A 22,986-nucleotide genomic window follows, 5' to 3' on the forward strand; every position below is an offset into this window, starting at 1 on the left:
TAGACCATGACCTTAAAAGAATTATTGGTAGGCACCGGCACCCAGCTACGCAGTATCTGGATGATCGGCCTGCACGCGTTTGCCAAACGCGAAACCCAGATGTACCCGGAAGAGCCGGTATATCTGCCGCCGCGCTACCGTGGTCGTATTGTGCTGACGCGCGATCCGGACGGTTCCGAGCGCTGCGTTGCCTGTAACCTGTGTGCGGTAGCGTGTCCGGTAGGCTGTATCTCTCTGCAAAAAGCAGAGACGGTAGATGGCCGCTGGTATCCTGAGTTCTTCCGCATCAACTTCTCACGCTGCATCTTCTGTGGTCTGTGTGAAGAAGCGTGCCCAACCACGGCGATTCAGCTGACTCCAGACTTCGAACTGGGTGAGTACAAGCGTCAGGATCTGGTGTACGAGAAAGAGGATCTGCTGATTTCCGGTCCGGGCAAATACCCGGAATATAACTTCTACCGGATGGCGGGTATGGCAATCGACGGCAAAGATAAGGGCGAAGCAGAGAACGAAGCTAAGCCTATCGACGTCAAGAGCCTGTTACCGTAAGGAGAGGGCAATGGAATTCGCTTTTTATATCTGTGGCCTTATCGCCATCCTGGCTACGCTGCGAGTGATTACGCACACCAACCCGGTGCATGCGCTGCTCTATTTAATCATTTCGCTGCTGGCTATTTCCGGGGTGTTCTTTGCGCTGGGCGCGCATTTTGCTGGTGCGCTGGAAATCATCGTCTACGCCGGGGCCATCATGGTGCTGTTCGTCTTCGTGGTGATGATGCTGAACCTGGGCGGCTCAGAAATTGAGCAGGAACGTCAGTGGTTAAAACCGCAGGTGTGGATTGGCCCGGCAATTCTGTCGGCCATCATGCTGGCGGTGATCGTTTACGCCATTCTGGGCGTGAACGACCAGGGCATCGACGGCACGCCAATCAGCGCGAAAGCCGTGGGTATTTCCCTGTTTGGTCCGTACGTTCTGGCGGTTGAACTGGCCTCGATGCTGCTGCTGGCAGGCCTGGTTGTTGCTTTCCACGTTGGCCGCGAAGAGCGTGTTGGCGAGGTGCTGAGCAACCGCACTGACGACCGCGCGAAAAGAAAAACGGAGGAACGCGCATGATCCCCTTAACACATGGACTGATCCTCGCGGCGATTTTATTCGTTCTGGGTCTGACCGGTCTGGTTATCCGCCGCAATCTGCTGTTTATGCTGATCGGCCTGGAAATCATGATTAACGCTTCCGCGCTGGCCTTTGTGGTTGCCGGTAGCTACTGGGGCCAGACCGATGGTCAGGTGATGTACATTCTCGCCATCAGCCTCGCGGCTGCCGAAGCGAGTATTGGCCTGGCGCTGTTGTTGCAGCTCCATCGTCGCCGCCAGAACCTGAACATCGATTCAGTAAGTGAGTTGCGTGGATGAACATGCTTGCCTTAACCATTATTTTTCCGCTGATTGGCTTCGTGCTGCTGGCATTTTCTCGTGGCCGCTGGTCTGAGAATCTGTCGGCTACCGTGGGCATTGGCTCCATCGGTCTGGCGGCGCTGGTAACAGCGTACGCGGGTATCGATTTCTTCAACAACGGACGTCAGCCTTTTAGCGTGCCGCTGTGGACCTGGATGTCGGTCGGTGATTTCAACATCGGTTTCAACCTGGTGCTGGATGGTCTGTCTCTGACCATGCTCTCCGTGGTGACCGGCGTGGGCTTCCTGATCCACATGTTCGCCTCCTGGTATATGCGCGGTGAAGAGGGTTACTCCCGCTTCTTCGCCTACACCAACCTGTTTATCGCAAGCATGGTGGTTCTGGTGCTGGCCGATAACCTGCTGCTGATGTATCTGGGCTGGGAAGGCGTGGGTCTGTGTTCTTACCTGTTGATCGGTTTCTACTACACCGATCCGAAGAATGGCGCAGCGGCCATGAAAGCGTTCGTCGTGACCCGTGTGGGTGACGTGTTCCTCGCTTTCGCGCTGTTCATTCTCTACAACGAACTGGGCACGCTGAACTTCCGCGAAATGGTGGAACTGGCGCCGGCTCACTTCGAAGCAGGCAACAACATGCTGATGTGGGCAACGCTGATGCTGCTGGGTGGTGCTGTGGGTAAATCCGCACAGCTGCCGTTGCAGACATGGCTGGCAGATGCGATGGCGGGTCCAACCCCTGTCTCCGCGCTGATCCACGCAGCGACCATGGTTACCGCGGGTGTTTACCTGATTGCGCGTACCCACGGTCTGTTCCTGATGACTCCGGAAATTCTGCATCTGGTGGGTATTGTGGGTGCGGTCACGCTGGTGCTGGCAGGCTTTGCCGCGCTGGTTCAGACCGACATCAAACGTGTTCTTGCGTACTCCACTATGAGCCAGATTGGTTACATGTTCCTGGCACTGGGTGTTCAGGCATGGGACGCGGCAATTTTCCACCTGATGACGCACGCCTTCTTTAAAGCGCTGCTGTTCCTCTCATCCGGTTCCGTGATCCTGGCCTGCCACCACGAGCAGAACATCTTCAAAATGGGCGGACTGCGTAAGTCCATCCCGCTGGTGTATGTCTGCTTCCTGGTGGGCGGCGCGGCGCTGGCGGCACTGCCGCTGATTACCGCGGGCTTCTTCAGTAAGGACGAAATCCTTGCGGGTGCCATGGCGAATGGTCATATCAATCTGATGGTTGCAGGTCTGGTCGGTGCGTTCATGACCTCTCTGTATACCTTCCGTATGATTTTCATCGTATTCCACGGTAAAGAACAAATTCATGCTCACGCAGGGAAGGGGATTACCCACCACCTGCCGCTGATTGTGCTGCTGGTACTTTCCACCTTCGTTGGCGCGATGATTGTGCCACCGTTGCAGGGCGTACTGCCGGCGACAACCGAGCTTGAGCACGGTCGCGTTCTGACGCTTGAAATCACCTCTGGTGTGGTCGCTATCGCGGGCATCCTGATTGCGGCATGGCTGTGGTTGGGTAAACGGACGCTGGTAACCTCTGTTGCCAACAGTGCGCCAGGCCGTCTGCTGGGCACCTGGTGGTACAACGCGTGGGGCTTCGACTGGCTGTACGACATGATTTTCGTCAAGCCGTTCCTGGGTGTTGCGTGGCTGGTGAAGCGCGATCCACTGAACAGCATGATGAATATCCCGGCGATCCTGTCCCGCTTTGCAGGTAAAGGCCTGCTGTACAGCGAGAACGGTTACCTGCGCTGGTATGTGGCGTCCATGAGCATCGGTGCGGTTGTCGTGCTGGCGCTGCTGATGGTGTTGCGTTGATCGTTAAGTGAATTTTATTCGAATTCGTTGAAAATCAGGCCCCTGCTGGGGGCCTTAAAAAGGAATGTAAATCGCCATGTTACTACCCTGGCTAATATTAATTCCCTTCATCGGCGGCTTCCTGTGCTGGCAGACTGAACGCTTTGGCGTGAAGATGCCGCGCTGGATCGCGCTGATCACCATGGGATTAACGCTCGCGCTTGGTCTGCAACTCTGGTTGCAGGGTGGTTACTCTCTGACCCAGTCTGCGGGTATTCCGCAGTGGCAGTCTGAGTTTATCCTGCCGTGGATCCCACGTTTCGGCATTACGATTCACCTGGCGATCGACGGTCTGTCGCTGCTGATGGTCGTGCTGACCGGTCTGCTCGGTGTTCTGGCGGTACTTTGTTCCTGGCGAGAAATCGAAAAATACCAGGGCTTCTTCCACCTGAACCTGATGTGGATCCTGGGCGGCGTCATCGGCGTGTTCCTTGCCATCGACATGTTCCTGTTCTTCTTCTTCTGGGAGATGATGCTGGTGCCGATGTACTTCCTGATCGCGCTGTGGGGCCATAAGGCATCCGACGGTAAAACGCGTATCACGGCGGCAACCAAGTTCTTCATCTATACCCAGGCGAGTGGTCTGGTAATGCTGATTGCGATCCTGGCGCTGGTGTTTGTTCACCACAACGCGACCGGTATCTGGACCTTCAACTATCAGGATCTGCTGAAGACACCAATGTCTCACGGTGTTGAATATCTGCTGATGCTGGGCTTCTTCATCGCCTTCGCGGTGAAAATGCCGGTGGTTCCGCTGCACGGCTGGCTGCCAGATGCGCACTCTCAGGCACCAACGGCGGGTTCCGTTGACCTGGCGGGTATCTTGCTGAAAACCGCAGCCTATGGCCTGCTGCGTTTCGCTCTGCCGCTGTTCCCGAACGCCTCCGCTGAGTTCGCACCGATTGCCATGTGGCTGGGTGTGATTGGTATCTTCTACGGTGCCTGGATGGCGTTTACGCAGTACGACATCAAGCGTCTGATTGCTTACACCTCCGTTTCCCACATGGGCTTCGTGCTGATTGCTATCTATACCGGCAGCCAGCTGGCGTACCAGGGCGCGGTTATCCAGATGATTGCGCACGGTCTGTCCGCAGCCGGCCTCTTCATCCTGTGTGGCCAGCTGTACGAACGTCTGCACACTCGTGACATGCGTATGATGGGCGGCCTGTGGGGCAAAATGAAATGGCTGCCAGCGCTGTCCATGTTCTTCGCTGTTGCCACCCTGGGGATGCCAGGCACCGGTAACTTCGTCGGCGAATTTATGATTCTGTTCGGCAGCTTCAAAGTGGTTCCGATGATTACCGTTGTCTCCACCTTCGGTCTGGTGTTTGCTTCTGTGTACTCACTGGCGATGCTGCACCGCGCTTACTTCGGTAAAGCGAAGAGTGAGATTGCTGCACAAGAACTGCCTGGGATGTCGCTGCGTGAGTTGTTCATCATCCTGCTGCTGGTCGTACTGCTGGTGCTGCTGGGCTTCTATCCACAGCCGATTCTGGATACCTCGCATTCCGCGATGGGTAACATCCAGCAGTGGTTTGTTAATTCTGCTTCTACTACAAGGCCGTAATTCGCCATGACAATAACTCCACAACAACTGATCGCGCTGCTACCGCTGCTGATCGTCGGATTGACGGTGGTGGTTGTGATGCTCTCCATTGCGTGGCGACGCAATCACTTCCTGAATGCGACCCTGTCCGTTCTGGGTCTGAACGCTGCGTTGGTTTCCCTCTGGTTTGTTGGCCAGGCGGGCGCGATGGATGTCACCCCGCTGATGCGTGTTGACGGCTATGCCATGCTATACACAGGGCTGGTTCTGCTGGCGAGTCTGGCAACCTGCACCTTTGCGTACCCGTGGCTTGAAGGCTACAACGACAACAAAGAAGAGTTTTACCTGCTGGTACTGATTGCCGCACTGGGCGGCATTCTGCTGGCGAATGCGAACCACCTGGCTGCGCTGTTCCTCGGTATTGAGCTTATCTCTCTGCCGCTGTTCGGCCTGATTGGTTACGCCTTCCGTCAGAAGCGTTCACTGGAAGCGAGTATCAAGTACACCATCCTGTCAGCGGCGGCATCATCGTTCCTGCTGTTTGGTATTGCGCTGCTGTACGCACAGTCCGGTAACCTCTCCTTCGTGGCGCTCGGCAAGAGCCTCGGCGACGGGATGCTGCACGAACCACTGCTGCTGGCAGGCCTGGGTATGATGATTGTTGGCCTTGGCTTTAAACTGTCTCTGGTTCCGTTCCACCTGTGGACGCCAGACGTATACCAGGGTGCTCCGGCACCGGTATCTACCTTCCTGGCGACGGCGAGCAAAATCGCTATCTTCGGTGTGGTGATGCGTCTGTTCCTGTACGCACCAGTGGGTGATAGTGAAGCGGTTCGCGTGGTGCTGGGCATTATCGCGTTTGTTTCCATCATCTTCGGTAACCTGATGGCGCTGAGCCAGACCAATATCAAACGTCTGCTGGGCTACTCGTCTATCTCCCATCTGGGTTACCTGCTGGTGGCACTGATCGCGCTGCAAAGCGGTGAGATGTCGATGGAAGCCGTTGGTGTGTATCTGGCAGGTTATCTGTTCAGCAGCCTCGGCGCGTTCGGCGTGGTGAGTTTGATGTCCAGCCCGTACCGTGGCCCGGATGCAGATTCACTGTTCTCTTACCGTGGTCTGTTCTGGCACCGTCCGATTCTGTCTGCGGTAATGACCGTGATGATGCTGTCCCTGGCCGGTATTCCGATGACGCTGGGCTTTATCGGTAAGTTCTACGTACTGGCAGTCGGTGTGCAGGCGGGCCTGTGGTGGCTGACCGCCGGTGTGGTGATTGGCTCCGCGATTGGTCTGTACTACTACCTGCGGGTGGCTGTGAGCCTGTACCTGAGTGCCCCTCAGCAACTCAACCGCGATGCGCCAACCAACTGGCAGTACAGCGCTGGTGGTATTGTGGTGCTGATCTCTGCGCTGCTGGTACTGATCTTCGGTATCTATCCGCAGCCGCTGATCACCATCGTGCAACACGCGATGCCGCTGATGTAAGGTGAAAGCAAAAAGGCAACGAAAGTTGCCTTTTTTAATGTTTGCGCCCTCTCCCTGTAGGTCGAGGAATCCCCACAAAAATACGAGCACGGACGGCTCCCTCTCCTTTTTGGGAGAGGGCTGGGGTGAGGGGGAACATACGGCTCAGGTGGTCATTCCGTTCACTTTACGTTCCTTGCTACTCTGTCACCACAATACCGGTGAACGTGCCAGGGTAGCTCACCGCCGCTACCCTGGCGACCCGGGCTCCCGGCAAGAAAATCGTCGCTTCGCGATGCCCTCAGCGTTTGCTCCAGGCTAACCGGGGACGGGCGGATGAAACGTCCCTGTAAAGTCGCCCTCGCCGCGCATCCATGCGCGTCGCCCCGGCCTTCCGTAAACGCTTCGGCGATTTTCAGCCGGACCATGGCACCGCTGTAAGTCCCTTAATTCAATGGCGTAATATCATCGCTGAATTAAAGACAAAAATTACTGGGGAACCCTCAGCCCTGTAGGAGAGGGACGGGGTGAGGGCATCAGCCCGCACAGAGTGCCCAGCGGCGCTGCGCTTGCAGGGCCTACGGGTTTTGTAGGTCGGGTAAGCGAAGCGCCACCCGGCTATACCAGCTGCTTCCGGCTAATCAACGGCCCGTCAATCTTCTTCACCGAACGCTCCAGCACTTCTTCGATAACCGACGACAGCTCGTTCAATTCAAACTTCGCCACATATCCGTCGGCCTTCACCTTGCGGATATGATCTTCGTTGGCATTCCCTGAAAGGGACGAGTGGATCACTACCGGAATATCTTTCAGTACCGGGTCGGATTTGATTTTGCGCGTCAGCGTAAAACCGTCCATCTCTGGCATTTCGAGGTCGGTCAGCACCAGGGCGATTTTATCGGTGATTGGCACACCTTCGGCCTGCGCCTGGGCAGCGAGAACGCCAATTTTTTCCCATGCGTCTTTGCCGGTGATATGCAACTGCGCCGGGATCTCCATGGCCTGCAAGCCTTTCTCCAGCATGGAACGCGCAACTTTGGAATCTTCCGCCACGATAGCCACCGCGCCAGGCTTGATGTTGAATTTCGTTGTTTGCAGATTGGTGGCGTGTAGATCGTGGTTTGCCGGTGTGATGTCATACAGGATCTGCTCAACGTCCAGCACCATCGCCAGATCGTTGGTATCGGTCTTCTCATCAAGACAGGCAATGCTGGTGATGTACCGCCCGCTGACGGCGGTTTCCGCCGCGTGCACCTGCTTCCAGTCCAGACGCATAATGTTCTCGACTGATTCCACGGCAAAAGCCTGTACGCTGCGGGCATATTCCGTGATCAGCAGGATATTCAGCCCGGTTGTAGGCTTACAACCCGCGACGGCAGCCAGGTCGATCACCGGGATCACCTGGTCACGAATGTTCACCATCCCCATCAGCGGTGATTTCATTCCCGCGGGTTTGGTGAATTCCGGCATTGGCACAATTTCGCGCAGCTTAAAGACGTTAATGCCAAACAGCTCGGATTTGTTTGCATTCAGAGAGGTGCCAAGACGGAACAGCAACAGCTCAAAACGGTTCGACAGGGTCAGATTCGCCCTGTCATCAATATCTTTCTGGAAATTATCCATTCTACCCTCAAGTGAAATGCTGACCTTTTAATCGTTATCGGCATCCTGAGGGAAAAATGAAGGACTAAACGCTGACCTGAGTGAAATCTTCCGCCAGCTCGCAGTTTTCAAACACTTCCCGGCACTCCGCCAGCAGATTTTCACAGCCTCGGGCGTCGTAACGAGAGCTGACATGCGTCACGATCAGTTTCCTGACACCTGCTTCCAGCGCAAGCCGGGCGGCCTGGCGGGTAGAGCTATGGCCACGGCTGTTGGCTTTCTCTTCCATTGCCGTTTCGAGCGTGGCTTCATGCACCATCACATCAACACCCTGAGCAAGCTCATGTGCGTCAGGGCATGGCGCGGTATCGCCAAAAATCGCCAGCGTCTTGCCGGGCAATGGGGCCGAGAGATATTGCAGACCGTTAATCATGCGCCCGTCTTCAAGCTCGACAGTGTCGCCCAGTTTCAGCCGCTGGAACAGTGGCCCCGGGCGCACGCCATCGGCAATCAGCGCCGCGGCGTTGAGCGTACCCGGCTTATCATGCTCTTCAATGCGATAACCGTAGCACTCAACCGGGTGATTTAGCGGCCTGGCAATGACCCGATAAGCACCGTCATCGAAGACCAGCCCGTCGGCAATCTCAACTACCTCCAGCGGGTAGTCGGTCCACGAACCGCTCAGACGCAGGGTCGTTTCAACAAATTCCGCGATCCCCGCAGGGCCATAAATGGTCAGGGGATTGGCATTCCCGGCCATCGAGCGGCTGCAAAGCAGGCCGGGCAGACCAAACAGATGATCACCGTGCAGATGGGTAATGAAGATTTTATCGAGCTTACCGGGATGATAAGTCGTGTGTAATAGCTGATGCTGCGTGCCTTCGCCACAGTCAAACAACCACAGCCCGCCACGGGTGGGATGCTGCAAATCCAGCAGCATGGCCGTTACATTTCGTGAGCGGGTTGGCACGCCGGCGGAAGTACCCAGAAAAATCAGTTCCATAACACAGTCAGACCCTTTGCTGAATGGGAAGGGGTTTAGTATAACGTGATGAACCCTAAGAAGGAGCCTGACATGATCCAGTGGCAAGATTTACACCATAGCGAGCTGACCACCTTTTCCCTGTACGCACTTCTGAAACTGCGTTGTGAAGTGTTCATTGTTGAACAAACCTGCCCGTATCAGGACATCGATGGTGATGACCTGATAGGGGAAAACCATCACATTCTGGGCTGGAAAGATAACGAGCTGGTCGCGTATGCGAGGATTCTGAAAAGCGAAGACGAATTTGAGCCGGTGGTGATTGGCCGCGTTATCATCAGCGGCAGCGCGCGTGGTGAAAAGCTAGGTTATCGCTTAATGGAACAAACGCTGGCTGCCTGCGAAAAACAGTGGCCAGACAAGGCGTTATACCTGGGTGCACAGGCGCATCTTCAGTCATTCTATGCGCACTTCGGGTTCGCTCCGGTGACGGATGTGTATGATGAAGACGGCATTGCGCATATCGGCATGGCGCGAGAAGCGAAACAGGCGTAATGGGGTGTCGTTGTCTATAGTTAGCGGACTGGCGTACTAACATGGAGAAAAATATGTCTTTTCATTCCTGGGAGACCCGTATCGACGACGACCTGGCTTTACTGAGCGAAACGCTGGAAGAGGTGTTACGTTCTTCAGGTGACCCCGCCGATCAGAAGTATATCGAGCTAAAAGAGCGTGCCGAGCATGCATTGCGTGACGTGCAGTCCCGCGTCAGTCAGGCTTCAGATACCTACTACTACCGCGCCAAACGCGCTGTGTATCGTACTGATGACTATGTGCATGAAAAACCCTGGCACGGCATCGGGGTTGGTGCTGCGGCGGGGCTGGTATTAGGGCTGCTGCTGGCGCGTCGTTAAGAGGTTGATGCAGACGGTAAACCACTCCCTATACGTGGGTACTGCTATTTATTATCAGTACCCCGTATAATGTGAGGTTTTAACAGGGAGAGGTTCGCGTGCAATCGATTTTCATCGCGCTGGAACGTCTGCGTGACCAGCTTGCGCAAGCACTACCGGCTACGCCCGGTTTACGTCATTTCGATGTCTCTTTCCCGCTAAATGATGCTTTTGATCCCCTGGCCTGGCTTGGCTCCCAGGCATCTTATCCCCAGTTCTACTGGCAACAGCGTAACGGCGATGAAGAGCTGGCCGCGCTGGGTGCCGTCGCACACTTTTCTTCTCTGGCTCTGGCATCACAGTTTTTAAACGCCTGTGACGCGCCGGATACCACCCGGATCTGTGGGCTTAATGCCTTTAACCCGGAGCAGGGCAGTCTGTTTTTGCCGCGCCTGCTGTGGTTACGTAATGCGGGAATAGCCACATTACGCCTGCACCTGTGGAGTGCCACTTCCCTTCAGGATGATGCGCGTCAGGCGCTGGATTGTTTACAGCAGTTGGGTGAATCCCAGCCGATTCCCGCTCTGTCGCTTCAGGCTCTCAGAGAGACGCATCAGCCCGACAAACCGGAATGGCTGCGCCTTGTCCGCCTTGCAACGCAGACCATTGCGCACGGTGATTTTGAAAAGGTGGTGCTCGCCAGGGCGACAGACGTGCAGTTTAACCAGCCCGTTAACGCCATCGCGCTGATGGCCGCCAGCCGGGCGCTGAATTTACATTGCTACCATTTCTGCATGGTGTTTGACGCCAGCAACGCGTTTCTGGGTTCCACGCCTGAACGCTTGTGGCGACGCCGGGGCGCACTGTTACGCACTGAGGCGCTGGCCGGGACGGTTGCCAGCCATGCTGAAGATAAACAGGCGCAGCGGCTGGGCGAATGGCTGATGAATGACGACAAAAACCAGCGCGAAAATATGCTGGTGGTAGAGGATATCTGCCAGCGTCTGCAACATCACACCCGGACGCTGGACGTTCTGCCCGCGCAGATTGTGCGTCTGCGCAAGGTGCAGCATTTGCGTCGATGTATCTGGACTGCGCTAAAACATACCGATGACGAACAATGCCTGCACGTATTGCAACCGACCGCCGCCGTGGCGGGGTTACCGCGTCAGGCGGCACGCGATTTTATCGAAAATAACGAACCGTTCGACAGAGAGTGGTATGCCGGCTCTGCCGGGTATTTATCACCCGGAAAAAGCGAGTTTTGTGTGGCGCTCCGCTCCGCACGGCTGCACAACGACGCGCTGAGGCTATATGCCGGGGCCGGAATTGTTAGCGGCTCTGACCCGGAGCAAGAGTGGCTGGAGATAGAAAATAAAGCCGCAGGGTTGCGCACTCTGCTCCTTAGGGATTAATACTGAGTCGCGCATTCCCGATTCATATCAAAATTCCATCTTTTTCTATTATTTATACTGTGTCGCAATATTGATACCGGACAATCTCATGTCAGTAAGTTCTTTTAACCGACGCTGGGCGACGGTGATCCTTGAAGCCCTGACCCGCCATGGTGTCAGGCACGTGTGTATTGCACCCGGTTCCCGCTCTACGCCGCTGACCCTTGCGGCAGCTGAAAACCGGACGTTTATTCATCACACCCATTTTGATGAGCGCGGTTTAGGCCACCTGGCGCTGGGGCTGGCAAAAGTCAGTAAAGAGCCCGTGGCGGTGATTGTTACATCCGGTACGGCGGTGGCTAACCTCTACCCGGCAATTATTGAAGCCGGGTTAACCGGTGAAAAATTGATCCTGCTAACCGCCGATCGCCCGCCAGAGCTTATTGACTGCGGCGCAAATCAGGCCATTCGTCAGCCGGGTATTTTTGCGTCTCATCCTTCGCAGAGTATTTCGTTGCCGCGCCCAACCCAGGACATCCCGGCAAGCTGGCTGGTATCGACGCTCGATCACGCGATGGGCACGCTGCGCGGTGGGGCATTGCATATCAACTGTCCGTTTGCCGAGCCGCTGTATGGCGAGCTGGATGACACTGGGCTTGAATGGCAGCAGACACTTGGCGACTGGTGGAACAGTGAAAAAACCTGGCTGCGCGAACAGACTCATCTGGAAAGCGCGAAGCAGCGTGACTGGTTCTTCTGGCGGCAAAAGCGCGGTGTGGTCATTGCCGGGCGCATGAGCGCGGCAGAAGGCAGGCAGGTGGCTGAATGGGCACAAACCCTCGGCTGGCCGCTGATTGGCGATGTCCTTTCACAAACCGGGCAGCCGCTGCCGTGCGCCGATCTCTGGCTGGGTAACGCAAAAGCGGTTACCGAGTTGGCGCAAGCGCAAATTGTCGTCCAGATTGGCTCCAGCCTCACGGGAAAACGCGTCTTGCAGTGGCAGGCCGCCTGTGAGCCGGAAGAGTACTGGCTGGTGGATCCGCTGGAAGGGCGGCTTGACCCGGCGCACCATCGTGGCCGTCGTCTGGTCAGCAGTATTGATACCTGGCTGGAACTTCACCCCGCAGAAAAACGTAAACCCTGGGCGGTGGAAATCCCCGAGCTTTCGCGCCAGGCGTGGGAGTTAACCAAATCACAGTGCGAAGGCTTTGGCGAAGCCGGGCTTGCGCATCGCATTCGTCAGTATCTGCCAGAGCAGGGGCAGCTGTTTGTCGGCAATAGCCTGGTGGTGCGTCTGATTGATGCATTCTCTAAGCTGCCTGCCGGATACCCGGTTTACAGCAACCGTGGCGCGAGCGGGATTGATGGGCTTATCTCTACGGCGGCGGGCGTGCAGCGCGCCAGTGCGAAATCGACTCTGGCGGTGGTGGGTGATCTCTCTGCACTTTACGATCTCAACGCGTTGGCGTTATTGCGCCAGGCTTCGGCTCCGTTTGTGCTGATTGTGGTGAACAACAATGGCGGGCAGATTTTCTCGTTACTGCCCACGCCGCAGAGTGAGCGCGAACAGTTCTATCTGATGCCGCAGAATGTGCAGTTTGAACACGCGGCGGCGATGTTCAGCCTGAAATATCACCGCCCTGAAAGCTGGTCAGAGCTGGAAACCGCGCTGAGTAGCGCATGGCGTCAGCCGGGTGCAACGTTGATTGAGCTGGTGGTAAATGATTCCGCCGGGGCACAGCAGCTGCAAAGTCTGTTGGCACAGGTAAGCCACCTGTGATCCTTGCGGGTGCGCAGCAGGCCGGAAAGCCAGGAACTCCCTGGCTGGTCTTTTTACATGGATTTTCAGGCGATTGCCGCGAGTGGCAGGCCGTCGGGGAATCGCTGTGTGACTCTCCCCGACTGTATCTTGATCTGCCCGGGCACGGGGGATCTGCGCATATCACTGTCTCTGGTTTTGAAGCGGTTAACGCGTTACTGGAAAATACCCTTCTTAGTTACAACATACTTAACTATTGGCTGGTGGGGTACTCTCTCGGCGGCCGCATTGCGATGTGCCATGCGGCTCAGCAACCTGCGGGGCTGTGTGGTTTGATTGTCGAAGGTGGGCATCCGGGGTTGCAAAATGCCGAAGAACGCAATGCCCGACGTCAGTCCGACGGGCGCTGGGCAACGCGTTTTCGCCAGCAGCCACTTGAGTCTGTTTTTGCCGACTGGTATCAACAGCCTGTCTTTGCATCCCTCACTGACGCACAACGTCATGACCTGATTATGCTGCGCCGCCAGAACCGCGGTGCACAGCTGGCGGATATGCTTGAGGCAACCTCGCTTGCCGTCCAGCCCGATTTGCGTGTGGCACTTCGCGCACGCGATTTCCCTTTTCACTATTTATATGGTGAACGTGATGAAAAGTTTGCCGCCATCGCGCGTGAACTGGATGCCGTTTGCCATGTGATCCCTAATGCCGGACACAACGCCCACCGGGAAAACCCGGCCGCGGTTGCCGCGAGTCTGGCTCAGATACTGCGTCTTCGAATAAAGGACTCTCTATGATCTATCCTGATGAACAAATGCTCTACGCACCGGTTGAATGGCAAGACTGCTCCGAAGGCTACACCGACATTCGTTACCACAAATCCGCTGACGGCATTGCCAAAATCACGATTAATCGCCCGCAGGTACGTAACGCCTTCCGTCCGCTGACCGTCAAAGAGATGATTCAGGCGCTGGCCGATGCGCGCTATGACGACAATATCGGGGTAATCGTTCTGACCGGCGAAGGTGACAAAGCATTCTGCGCCGGTGGCGATCAGAAAGTGCGTGGCGACTACGGCGGATATCAGGATGATGCGGGTACGCATCACCTGAACGTGCTCGATTTCCAGCGTCAGATCCGCACCTGCCCGAAACCGGTTGTTGCGATGGTGGCGGGTTACTCCATCGGTGGCGGCCACGTGCTGCACATGATGTGCGACCTGACTATTGCCGCTGAAAACGCCATCTTCGGCCAGACTGGCCCGAAAGTCGGCTCTTTCGACGGTGGCTGGGGCGCCTCCTATATGGCGCGTATCGTTGGGCAGAAAAAAGCCCGTGAGATCTGGTTCCTGTGCCGTCAGTACAATGCCCAGGAAGCTCTCGATATGGGGCTGGTTAACACCGTTGTACCGAACGCTGACCTCGAAAAAGAGACTGTGCGCTGGTGCCGCGAGATGCTGCAAAACAGCCCAATGGCACTGCGTTGCCTGAAAGCCGCTCTGAACGCCGACTGCGACGGCCAGGCCGGTTTACAGGAGCTGGCGGGTAACGCCACCATGCTGTTCTACATGACCGAAGAAGGTCAGGAAGGACGCAACGCGTTTAACGAAAAACGCCAGCCAGACTTCAGCAAATACAAACGGAATCCATAATGCGTCGCGCGCAGGTTTATCGCTGGCAGATACCCATGGACGCGGGCGTGGTGCTGCGTGAACGGCGGTTAAAAACCCGTGACGGATTTTTCGTTTACTTACAGCAGGGCGACAATCACGGGTGGGGTGAAGTGTCACCGCTTCCGGGCTTTAGCCTGGAATCGCTGGATGACGCTCAGGCGGCGTTGCTGGCCTGGGCGAACGAATGGCGTGCGGGAGTTGATCCCGCGTTACCTGACGTGCCTTCTGCGGCGTTCGGGATAAGCTGCGCGCTGGCAGAGCTTGACGGCAGTCTGCCTGCCGATGCGGACTACCGCACAGCCCCCCTGTGTACCGGCGATCCTGATGAACTGTTTGCGCTACTCTCGGCCATGCCCGGCGAGAAAGTGGCGAAAATTAAAGTCGGATTATATGAAGCGGTGCGCGACGGAATGGTGGCTAACCTGCTGCTGGAAGCCATCCCCGATTTGCGTCTGCGTCTGGATGCCAATCGCGCCTGGACGCCGCTTAAGGCGCAGCAGTTTGCAAAGTACGTCAATCCTGCGTATCGCGACCGTATCGCCTTTCTGGAAGAACCGTGTAAAACCCGTGACGATTCGCGAGCCTTTGCCATGGATACGGGGATCGCGATTGCCTGGGATGAAAGCCTGCGTGAGCCAGATTTTGTGTTTGCGGCGGAACCGGGCGTCAGCGCGGTGGTGATTAAGCCCATGCTGACCGGCAGCCTGGAAAAAGTACGCGAGCAGGTTTCTGCGGCACATGCCCTGGGAATGACGGCGGTGATCAGCTCGTCCATTGAATCCAGTCTTGGCCTGACGCAACTGGCGCGCATTGCCGCATGGTTAACGCCACACACCGTTCCCGGGCTGGATACGCTAAACCTGATGCAGGCGCAGCTTATCCGCCAGTGGCCTGGCAGCACGCTGCCGTGCCTGGGTGTTGAGGCGCTGGAGCCGCTGCGATGAGTTTTAGTGACTGGCCGTGGCGGCACTGGCGTGCACAATTTGCCGATAAACCGGCGCTGCGCTTAGACGACAGCGTCCTCAGTTGGGCGATGTTGTGCGCGCGTATCGATAGCCTTGCAGCCGGCTTTCATCAGCAAGGGGTAAAAGAGGGCGATGGCGTCATGCTGCTCGCCCATAACCATCCGCAGACGTTACTGGCATGGCTGGCGCTGCTGCAATGCGGTGCCCGTATTCTGCCTGTTAATCCACAGTTGCCGCGCCCACTGCTGGATGTGTTGATCCCACAGATGACGCTTCGCTTTGCGTTGGTGCTGGACGCAACCTATGACGGACTTCCGCCACTACAGATGGAGGATAGGTCTGGCGACGATGCGGTGATGTGGCAGCCTGAGCGTCTGGCTTCCATGACGCTGACGTCTGGTTCCACCGGATTACCCAAAGCGGCGGTGCATACCTGTGCTGCCCATCTTGCCAGCGCACGTGGCGTGTTGTCGTTAATGCCGTATGGCGATGAGGACGACTGGCTGCTGTCGTTGCCGCTTTTTCATGTTTCCGGCCAGGGGATCTTGTGGCGCTGGTTGCTCTCAGGGGCGCGCTTAACCGTGCGGGAAAAACAGCCGCTGGAGCAGGCATTACAGGGGTGCACTCATGCTTCACTGGTGCCCACACAGCTCTGGCGTCTACTCAATGTCCCGCATCATATTGCGCTGAAAGCAGTTTTACTCGGCGGGGCGGCAATCCCTGTTGAGCTGACGCATAAAGCGCGGGAGCAGGGGATCCGCACGTTCTGCGGCTACGGCCTGACCGAATTTGCCTCTACCGTTTGTGCTAAAGAGGCCGACGGTGAGCCGGATGTCGGTGTCGCCCTGCCGGGCAGGGACGTGCAGGTGGTGGAAGGTGAAGTCTGGGTCAGGGCGCAGAGTATGGCCGCAGGCTACTGGCGAGACGGCGCGCTGATCCCGCTCACCAACGGTCAGGGCTGGTTTGCCACCCGCGATCGTGGGGAGTTGCATAACGGCAGGCTGTCCATCCTTGGGCGTATGGATAATCTCTTTTTCAGCGGTGGTGAAGGGGTTCAGCCGGAATCACTGGAGCGTGTTATCGCCACCCATCCGCAGATAAGCCAGGTGTTTGTCGTCCCGCTGGATGACGCCGAATTTGGCCAGCGTCCGGTGGCGGTAGTGGAATGCGAGCCGGGCACGGATATTACGCTTTTCCCTGACTGGATAAGAGATAAGCTGGCGCGTTTCCAGCAGCCCGTGCGCTGGCTGGCGTTGCCTGCAGAGCTAAAAAATGGCGGCATTAAGGTTTCGCGCCGCGCATTGCAGCAGTGGGTCAATGCAACCTTAAAGGGATAGCCACACCTGCCAGAGTATCAAATAGTTACAATCTTCTTGTCTGGCGCACGCAGAGTGCTTGATCCCAGAGAGACTCGGGTTAAAATCTCGCGGTTTTGGGACATCTCTAATTAAACGGTGTGGGATCACGACAATGAAAAAAGTGGCATTACTGGGCCTCAGCGGCCTTATTTTTGTTTCTGCGGCGGCTAACGCCATCAGCTTTAACGGCTCGGCGGGTCAGGATTACACCCACCTGGGCTTTGGCCTGGGCACGGAAAGCTCCGGCCTGGCAATGACCGGCGGCTGGACGCATAACGACGACGATGGCGATGCGGCAAGCCTCGGCCTGGGTCTGAACATTCCTCTGGGACCATTCCTGGCGACCGTAGGCGGCAAAGGCGTTTACACCAATCCAAATGACGGTGATGAAGGCTACGCGGCGGCTGTGGGTGGCGGTTTGCAGTGGAAAATCGGCGACAGCTTCGGCCTGTTTGGCGAGTACTACTACTCTCCGGATTCGCTTTCCAGCGGCATTGAGAGCTATGAAGAAGCCAACGCCGGTGCGCGCTGGACTATCATGCGTCCGATCACGATTGAAGCAGGCTACCGTTACCTGAATCTGGCAGGTAAAGATGGCAATCGCGACAACGCCCTGGCCGATGGCCCGTATGTGGGTGTCAGCGCAGGCTTCTAATCTCTTCGGCGCGGTGTTCTGCCGCGCCAGTTTCTCTTCCCACCTATGCTCATTGCGTTATAGTGTTTTGACCATAGAAGTGGGAGAACACAATGATAAGCGTGGAAATGTTATCCACTGGCGACGAAGTGCTGCATGGACAAATTATTGATACCAATGCTGCCTGGCTGGCCGATTTATTCTTTGAGCAAGGATTACCGTTAACGCGCCGCAATACAGTGGGCGACAATCTTGAGTCACTGGTGAATATTCTGCGCGAACGCAGTGAACACGCCGATGTACTGATCGTGAACGGCGGGCTTGGCCCCACCAGTGATGATTTAAGCGCGCTGGCCGCCGCCACGGCCAAAGGCGAAGGCCTGGTGATGCATGAAGAGTGGCTCACTCAGATGGAGCGCTTCTTCACAGAACGCGGTAGGGTCATGGCCCCGAGCAACCGCAAGCAGGCTGAAATTCCCGCCAGCGCCGAACTGGTGGATAATCCGGTAGGCACCGCCTGCGGATTTGCCATCAAACTGAACCGTTGCCTGATGTTCTTCACACCGGGTGTCCCTTCTGAATTTAAAGTCATGGTGGAGCAGCAAATTCTGCCGCGCCTGCGTGAGCGCTTTACGCTGCCTGAACCGCCGCTGTGCTTGCGCCTGACCACCTTTGGCCGCTCTGAAAGCGATCTGGCGCAAAGCCTTGATCACCTGCAACTGCCGCCTGGCGTGTCGATGGGCTACCGCTCCTCAATGCCGATTATCGAGCTCAAACTGACGGGGCCGGCAACGCAAAAAGCGGCCATGCTGGCGCTGTGGCCAGAAGTACAGCGTGTGGCGGGTGAAAGCCTGATTTTTGAAGGGACAGAAGGGCTGCCCGCGCAAATTGCCCGCAGTCTGCAATCCCGCCAACTGAGCGTCACTTTAAGCGAACAGTTCACCGGCGGATTGCTGGCATTGCAGCTTTCCAGAGCCGAAGCACCGCTGCTGGCCAGCGAGGTTGTACCGTTCCAGCAAGAGACGCTGGCGCAAACGGCGCACTGGGCGTCTGAGCGCAGGGTGAATCATTTTGCCGGGCTGGCGCTTGCCATCGGCGGGATTGACGATGACCACCTTAACTTTGCGCTCGCCACCCCGGAAGGGACGCACGCGCTGCGGGTGAAAATGAGCATTACCCGCCACAGTTTAGCCGTGCGTCAGGAGGTGTGCGCCATGATGGCGCTGAACATGCTGCGCCGCTGGCTGAACGGAAAAGAGGTAGCCAGCGAACACGGCTGGATCAACGTCGTCGAGTCGATGTTTATCGGGTAACACCTTTGCCGGGGTGAACGCACCCCGGCACTGTTTACCCCAGTGCTTTAGCCAACAAGGTAATAGGGTGTTCGCAACGTTTGCTGGTGGACATCTCAATCTGCCATTTACAGGTTTCGCAGTCGGTCACCACCAAATCCGCACCGCTCTCTTCAATCTGGCGGAACAAGGGCGCCCCAATCGCCTGCGATGTTTCGTAGTTTTCACTTTTGAAGCCGTACGTTCCCGCGATACCACAACAACGTGAATCCAGCACCGTCAGTTCCAGCCCTGGGATCAGGCGCAACAGTTCGAGCGTATAGAGCGACCATCCCATTTTTTCCATGTGGCAGGGAGTGTGATAGACCACTTTCAGCGGTAATTTGCCCAGCGGCAGAGTCTGTCCGCTATCGAGCTTGCGCCACAGAAAACGGGTCGCCAGTTCGATGTGTTCACGCAGTCCGCTGTTATCCACATCCAGCACGTGCGGATACTCATCGCGTAGCGTGAAGGTACAGGTGGAAGAGGTCGCCAGCACCGGAATACCTTTATCGACAATCGCCTCACGAAGCGACGTGACATTGCTTTTGGCCTGTTTACGTGCTTTATCGGTAAAACCGTTGGCAATCAACGGCACGCCGCAGCACTTCTCTTTGCTCAGCAGCTGCACGCCGGTGCCCATCGCATTCAGCACTTTCAGCAGATCTTTCCCCAGTTGCGGATGGTTGTAATTCACGTAGCAACCGTGGAAGAAGGCCACCTGATCGGCAAACTGCGCCTGTTTTGCCGCCACGGATTTGTACCATCGCCGGAAAGTGCCGTGGGAATACTTCGGCAGGCTACGATGGTGATCGATCTTAAGCGTGGCATCCAGCAGCTGGCGCACCGGTTTGAGCGATGTGGCGACATTTACCAGCGGAGCGAAAGGCGTTGAGACACTGCCCATCAGGTCGGTATGGCTGAGAATGGCATCGCGCAGCGTCGGCTTTTGCCGGCTGTAGCGCGCCCGCGCCCGCTGAATGATGTCGCCAATGTTGACATCTGACGGGCAGGCCACTTCACACCGTTTACAGTTGATACAGTACTTCAGCGCTTCATCGTACAGCGCGCCATCTTTCAGGCGCAGGCGTTCACCGTCTGGCCCGGCCTGCTTTGGCCCCGGATAGGCAGGGTTAACGCCGCTTACCGGGCAAACCGTGGTGCAGACCGTACATTTAATGCAGCTTTCAAAATGGGTGTCGTTCATTGTTCCGCCTCCGCGCGCTGGCAAATCTGTTCTGCAACACTGAGCGCCGTAATGGCACAAACACCGCCGCCACAGCCCTGGGCGATGGGATCGTATCCGCCCAGAATGGAACCGATGGCGTAGAGATTATCGATGGGCGCGCCTGATAACTGCGGGCGCAGGGTGTTATCGACAATGACGCCGAACTGCTGCCAGGGCTGTGGAGTGAAGAAATCGCTCTGATACCAGTCGGCACGGGACGTGCTTTGCCGGACATCCAGCCCCAGAATGGCTTCGCGGATGCCAGTGCGGCTGCTTAACAGCCCATTGCTGAAGAAACTCCCGCTGGCGAGTACGGCAAAACGGGTGCGCAGGGGAATATCAGCATGGTTTCGGGTCCAGACTTCACTGACTGCGCCGTCTTTCAGGGTGATATTTTTCACCTCATCTCCCGCCATCCAGATACCGCCCTGGGCGATGAACTGGCGTTGCAACTGGTTATGCAAACGAATGCCAGGCACGGACGGAGGCAGTGTGGGAAGTAAACCAACAGAGCATGGGAGACGGTCCGACAGCCAGCGCCAGAGCCGGTTGTCCGTTAAGCCAAAGCAGGCGGGCATAAACAGAGTGTCGTATTTTTCGCTGAGGGGTTTAAGCGCTTCAAACAGCAGCGGCCATTTGTCTTCGTTATCAAGCAGCCTGGCGATGTTGACCGCCCGAAATTCGCTCGGGTTTTCCCGCAGAACATCCAGTTCGGGCAGCTCGATTTCCGCCGTGTCGGCGCTGATACCCTGCTGGTTAAGCGAGGCCGCAGCAAGATGCGGCTGGAAATCGAGAAAACCGCTGATACCCACCACCAGCACGTGTCTGGCTTTGAATGGCGCGACGGGAACCTCTTCCGGGCTAAGCCAGGCACTACGCAGCGTGCCGAGCGGCGTCACCCGCTGATGGTTGAGCTGGGCGCTGCCCTGTAAGCGCGCGCCGCAAGTCGCCAGCAGGGTTTCGGTTTGATGGGCAAAACGGGTAACATTTTGTGCGCCAATCAGGGTGTAAGGGTGTTCAGGCGGCAGATTGTCGAGGGCTTTTAGCGGCGTGTGGACCAGCGAGCCGTCAGGCAACGCGCCCAGCAGATCCAGAGAGCCTGAAGAGAAGTGCAGGGCACTTTGGCCGCGAGTAATAATCGCACAGCGCAGGCCCTGCTGTGTCAGCCGGATACCGCAAAGCACACCTGCCAGCCCGCCGCCAACGATAACCGTATCAAATTTCATCGTGTTGTTCCTTCTCCAGACCGCAAAGCCCCTGGTAGACCCAGCGGGTGAATTCGCTTTCGCGCAGGGCATCGCCCCAGGCAACAGGCTGAATGCCTTTCCAGCGTTCGTTTAAAAAATCGCTGAGCTGAGCAAGCGACTGGGTTGAGGTGGTGGCGTGAAAACGTTGCAGCAGCCCGGCCGCGCGGCAGGCGCAAAGCTCGCCCTGACAGGTCCCCATGCCGACGCGCGTGCGGCGGCGTAAATCGAGCAGGTTATTCACCGTCAGGTTTTCAACCGCGTACTGCACTTCACCAGCGGTCACCGCCTCGCACTCGCACACCAGGCTTCGGCTAAGTCGCCCCTCACCGAGCCACGCTGGTGTCCGGTCACCGTGGCGATAGACCGCAGACCCACGCAGTGGCGCGGGCAATGAGATGATTTTTTGCAGCGTTTTTTCGGTGGATTGCTGTGATCCAGGGAGGGGCCTCTCTGCGGTAACGCAGGGCTCAGTATTGCCCAGTTTGCGACACACGGCGTCTGTGGCCCACTGCGCCATCAGACGGTAGGTCATCAGTTTACCGCCGGTGATGGTAATAAAGCCTTCCATGCCGTCGCGCTGTGCGTGATCGAGCAGCACAATGCCACGGCTGACGTTACGACCGCTGGGGTCGTTATCACTGGCAACCAGTGGGCGTACACCAGCATAAGCACGAAGAATACGAGTGCGGGCCATTACCGGGGCCAGCTTTTCCCCTTCGCGCAGCAGAATATCGACCTCTTCGGCGGTCACCCGGTTGTAATCAATCTCGCTGTAGTCAACGTGGGTTGAGGTGGTGCCAATCAACGAGATTGTGTCACCCGGCACCAGAATATCGGCGTCAGACGGTTTACGGCAGCGGTTAATGACATGGTTATTGATGCGGTGATCGAGGATCAGCAGCGAGCCTTTGGCCGGGAACATGCGGATGGATAAGTCGGCATATTCTGCAATGCGCTGCCCCCAGATCCCCGCCGCATTGACCACCACGGGAGCATACAGTTCGCTGTATTCATTATATTGCGGGTCAAACACCCGCACGCCGCACACGCTATCTCCCTTGCGGATAAGGCCAGTGACTTCATGTCCGGTCAGGATGCGGGCGCCATGCTCACGGGCATCCAGCATATTGGCGGCCGTGAGACGAAACGGATCCACGGTGCCGTCGGGGACTTTAACAGCACCCATCAGCGCCGGGTTTACAGAAGGCTCAAGGCGACGCGCCATGGCGGGATCTATCGCTTCGGCGTGAATACCCGCGGCAGTACAGGCCGTAAGAAAGGTGTGCTGGAACGCGAGATCATCTTCGGGAAGGGTGATGAACAGGCCATCGGTCGGTTCAATACAGTGGCGGGCGATGCGTTTGAGGATCTGGTTTTCGGCAATACACTCGCGCGCAGATTCACCGTCTGTGACGGCATACCGCGCGCCGCTGTGCAGCAAACCATGATTACGCCCGGTTGCGCCCGTTGCGATATCGTGACGCTCGAGTAGCGTCACATTTAACCCTCGCAGGGCGCAGTCGCGTGCGATACCTGCACCTGTTGCCCCACCGCCAATGATAATCACATCGCTATAGCGGGGATCGTGAATTGTCATTGTCTTCCCTCATGTTCGTTTTTTTAC

Annotated in this window: 21 protein-coding genes; 16 read left to right on the forward strand and 5 right to left on the reverse strand. The window is 56.9% G+C overall.

The genetic code is table 11. The features are described 5' to 3' along the window. Nucleotides 1-6: 6 nt before the first annotated feature. The 6 genes from nuoI to nuoN all read left to right on the forward strand — a co-directional run bounded on the left by nuoI (nucleotide 7) and on the right by nuoN (nucleotide 6,321). Nucleotides 7-549, forward strand: coding sequence for an NADH-quinone oxidoreductase subunit NuoI (gene nuoI, locus ACS603_RS15395; RefSeq protein ID WP_014071104.1), 543 nt, complete (start codon nucleotides 7-9; stop codon nucleotides 547-549). Nucleotides 550-559: 10 nt separating this feature from the next. Continuing rightward, nucleotides 560-1,114, forward strand: a complete 555-nt coding sequence (nuoJ, locus tag ACS603_RS15400) for an NADH-quinone oxidoreductase subunit J (RefSeq protein WP_182061860.1) — start codon at nucleotides 560-562, stop codon at nucleotides 1,112-1,114. Next, nucleotides 1,111-1,413, forward strand: coding sequence for an NADH-quinone oxidoreductase subunit NuoK (nuoK, locus tag ACS603_RS15405; RefSeq protein WP_003861496.1), 303 nt, complete (start codon nucleotides 1,111-1,113; stop codon nucleotides 1,411-1,413). The genes nuoJ and nuoK overlap by 4 nt, the downstream gene beginning before the upstream one ends. After that, nucleotides 1,410-3,251: an NADH-quinone oxidoreductase subunit L gene (gene nuoL, locus ACS603_RS15410; protein ID WP_315686265.1), complete on the forward strand. Its 1,842-nt coding sequence runs from the start codon at nucleotides 1,410-1,412 to the stop codon at nucleotides 3,249-3,251. The genes nuoK and nuoL overlap by 4 nt, the downstream gene beginning before the upstream one ends. A 76-nt stretch (nucleotides 3,252-3,327) precedes the next feature. Then, nucleotides 3,328-4,857, forward strand: coding sequence for an NADH-quinone oxidoreductase subunit M (gene nuoM / locus ACS603_RS15415; RefSeq protein WP_474944529.1), 1,530 nt, complete (start codon nucleotides 3,328-3,330; stop codon nucleotides 4,855-4,857). Nucleotides 4,858-4,863: 6 nt separating this feature from the next. Then, nucleotides 4,864-6,321 carry an NADH-quinone oxidoreductase subunit NuoN gene (gene nuoN / locus ACS603_RS15420; RefSeq protein WP_182061857.1) on the forward strand — a complete coding sequence of 486 codons (1,458 nt, stop codon included), beginning with the start codon at nucleotides 4,864-4,866 and terminating at the stop codon, nucleotides 6,319-6,321. Between the two features lie 597 nt (nucleotides 6,322-6,918). Here the strand turns inward: nuoN and ACS603_RS15425 are convergent. Continuing rightward, nucleotides 6,919-7,923, reverse strand: coding sequence for a chemotaxis protein (locus ACS603_RS15425; protein WP_315686264.1), 1,005 nt, complete (start codon nucleotides 7,921-7,923; stop codon nucleotides 6,919-6,921). 64 nt (nucleotides 7,924-7,987) lie between these two features. Then, nucleotides 7,988-8,905, reverse strand: a complete 918-nt coding sequence (rnz, locus tag ACS603_RS15430) for a ribonuclease Z (RefSeq protein WP_474944530.1) — start codon at nucleotides 8,903-8,905, stop codon at nucleotides 7,988-7,990. 72 nt (nucleotides 8,906-8,977) lie between these two features. Here rnz and ACS603_RS15435 point away from each other — a divergent pair, with 72 nt between their 5' ends. The 10 genes from ACS603_RS15435 (at nucleotide 8,978) to ACS603_RS15480 (ending at nucleotide 18,869) form a co-directional block, all read left to right on the forward strand. Continuing rightward, nucleotides 8,978-9,439, forward strand: coding sequence for a GNAT family N-acetyltransferase (locus ACS603_RS15435; RefSeq protein WP_182061854.1), 462 nt, complete (start codon nucleotides 8,978-8,980; stop codon nucleotides 9,437-9,439). Between the two features lie 53 nt (nucleotides 9,440-9,492). Then, entirely contained in the window at nucleotides 9,493-9,798 is a 306-nt protein-coding gene (gene elaB, locus ACS603_RS15440) for a stress response protein ElaB (RefSeq protein ID WP_182061853.1), read from the forward strand. Between the two features lie 98 nt (nucleotides 9,799-9,896). Next, nucleotides 9,897-11,192 carry an isochorismate synthase MenF gene (gene menF, locus ACS603_RS15445; RefSeq protein WP_474944531.1) on the forward strand — a complete coding sequence of 432 codons (1,296 nt, stop codon included), beginning with the start codon at nucleotides 9,897-9,899 and terminating at the stop codon, nucleotides 11,190-11,192. An 88-nt stretch (nucleotides 11,193-11,280) separates the two neighbouring features. Then, entirely contained in the window at nucleotides 11,281-12,951 is a 1,671-nt protein-coding gene (gene menD / locus ACS603_RS15450) for a 2-succinyl-5-enolpyruvyl-6-hydroxy-3-cyclohexene-1-carboxylic-acid synthase (RefSeq protein ID WP_446493620.1), read from the forward strand. Next, nucleotides 12,948-13,724: a 2-succinyl-6-hydroxy-2,4-cyclohexadiene-1-carboxylate synthase gene (gene menH, locus ACS603_RS15455; protein WP_182061850.1), complete on the forward strand. Its 777-nt coding sequence runs from the start codon at nucleotides 12,948-12,950 to the stop codon at nucleotides 13,722-13,724. The genes menD and menH overlap by 4 nt, the downstream gene beginning before the upstream one ends. Further along, entirely contained in the window at nucleotides 13,721-14,578 is an 858-nt protein-coding gene (gene menB / locus ACS603_RS15460) for a 1,4-dihydroxy-2-naphthoyl-CoA synthase (RefSeq protein ID WP_182061849.1), read from the forward strand. The genes menH and menB overlap by 4 nt, the downstream gene beginning before the upstream one ends. After that, nucleotides 14,578-15,543 (forward strand): o-succinylbenzoate synthase, encoded by a 966-nt coding sequence (gene menC, locus ACS603_RS15465; RefSeq protein ID WP_315686255.1) that lies wholly within the window; start codon nucleotides 14,578-14,580, stop codon nucleotides 15,541-15,543. The genes menB and menC overlap by 1 nt, the downstream gene beginning before the upstream one ends. Further along, nucleotides 15,540-16,901, forward strand: a complete 1,362-nt coding sequence (gene menE, locus ACS603_RS15470) for an o-succinylbenzoate--CoA ligase (protein WP_474944532.1) — start codon at nucleotides 15,540-15,542, stop codon at nucleotides 16,899-16,901. The genes menC and menE overlap by 4 nt, the downstream gene beginning before the upstream one ends. Nucleotides 16,902-17,034: 133 nt before the next feature. Continuing rightward, nucleotides 17,035-17,577, forward strand: a complete 543-nt coding sequence (locus ACS603_RS15475; RefSeq protein ID WP_182061846.1) for a YfaZ family outer membrane protein — start codon at nucleotides 17,035-17,037, stop codon at nucleotides 17,575-17,577. Nucleotides 17,578-17,669: 92 nt separating this feature from the next. Further along, nucleotides 17,670-18,869: a nicotinamide mononucleotide deamidase-related protein YfaY gene (locus tag ACS603_RS15480; protein WP_315686250.1), complete on the forward strand. Its 1,200-nt coding sequence runs from the start codon at nucleotides 17,670-17,672 to the stop codon at nucleotides 18,867-18,869. Nucleotides 18,870-18,903: 34 nt separating this feature from the next. Here the strand turns inward: ACS603_RS15480 and glpC are convergent, their stop codons facing one another. From glpC to glpA, 3 genes are read right to left on the reverse strand one after another with little or no spacing between them, the layout of a single operon-like run. Beyond that, on the reverse strand, nucleotides 18,904-20,094 hold the full coding sequence (glpC, locus tag ACS603_RS15485; protein ID WP_182061844.1) for an anaerobic glycerol-3-phosphate dehydrogenase subunit GlpC: 1,191 nt from the start codon (nucleotides 20,092-20,094) through the stop codon (nucleotides 18,904-18,906). Further along, on the reverse strand, nucleotides 20,091-21,341 hold the full coding sequence (gene glpB, locus ACS603_RS15490) for a glycerol-3-phosphate dehydrogenase subunit GlpB (RefSeq protein WP_474944533.1): 1,251 nt from the start codon (nucleotides 21,339-21,341) through the stop codon (nucleotides 20,091-20,093). Before glpB ends, glpC begins: the two co-directional genes overlap by 4 nt. Continuing rightward, nucleotides 21,331-22,959, reverse strand: a complete 1,629-nt coding sequence (gene glpA / locus ACS603_RS15495; protein WP_446493612.1) for an anaerobic glycerol-3-phosphate dehydrogenase subunit A — start codon at nucleotides 22,957-22,959, stop codon at nucleotides 21,331-21,333. Before glpA ends, glpB begins: the two co-directional genes overlap by 11 nt. Nucleotides 22,960-22,986: the final 27 nt, after the last annotated feature.

It is taken from the genome of Enterobacter sp. Li2LvB3 (genome assembly GCF_056156645.1).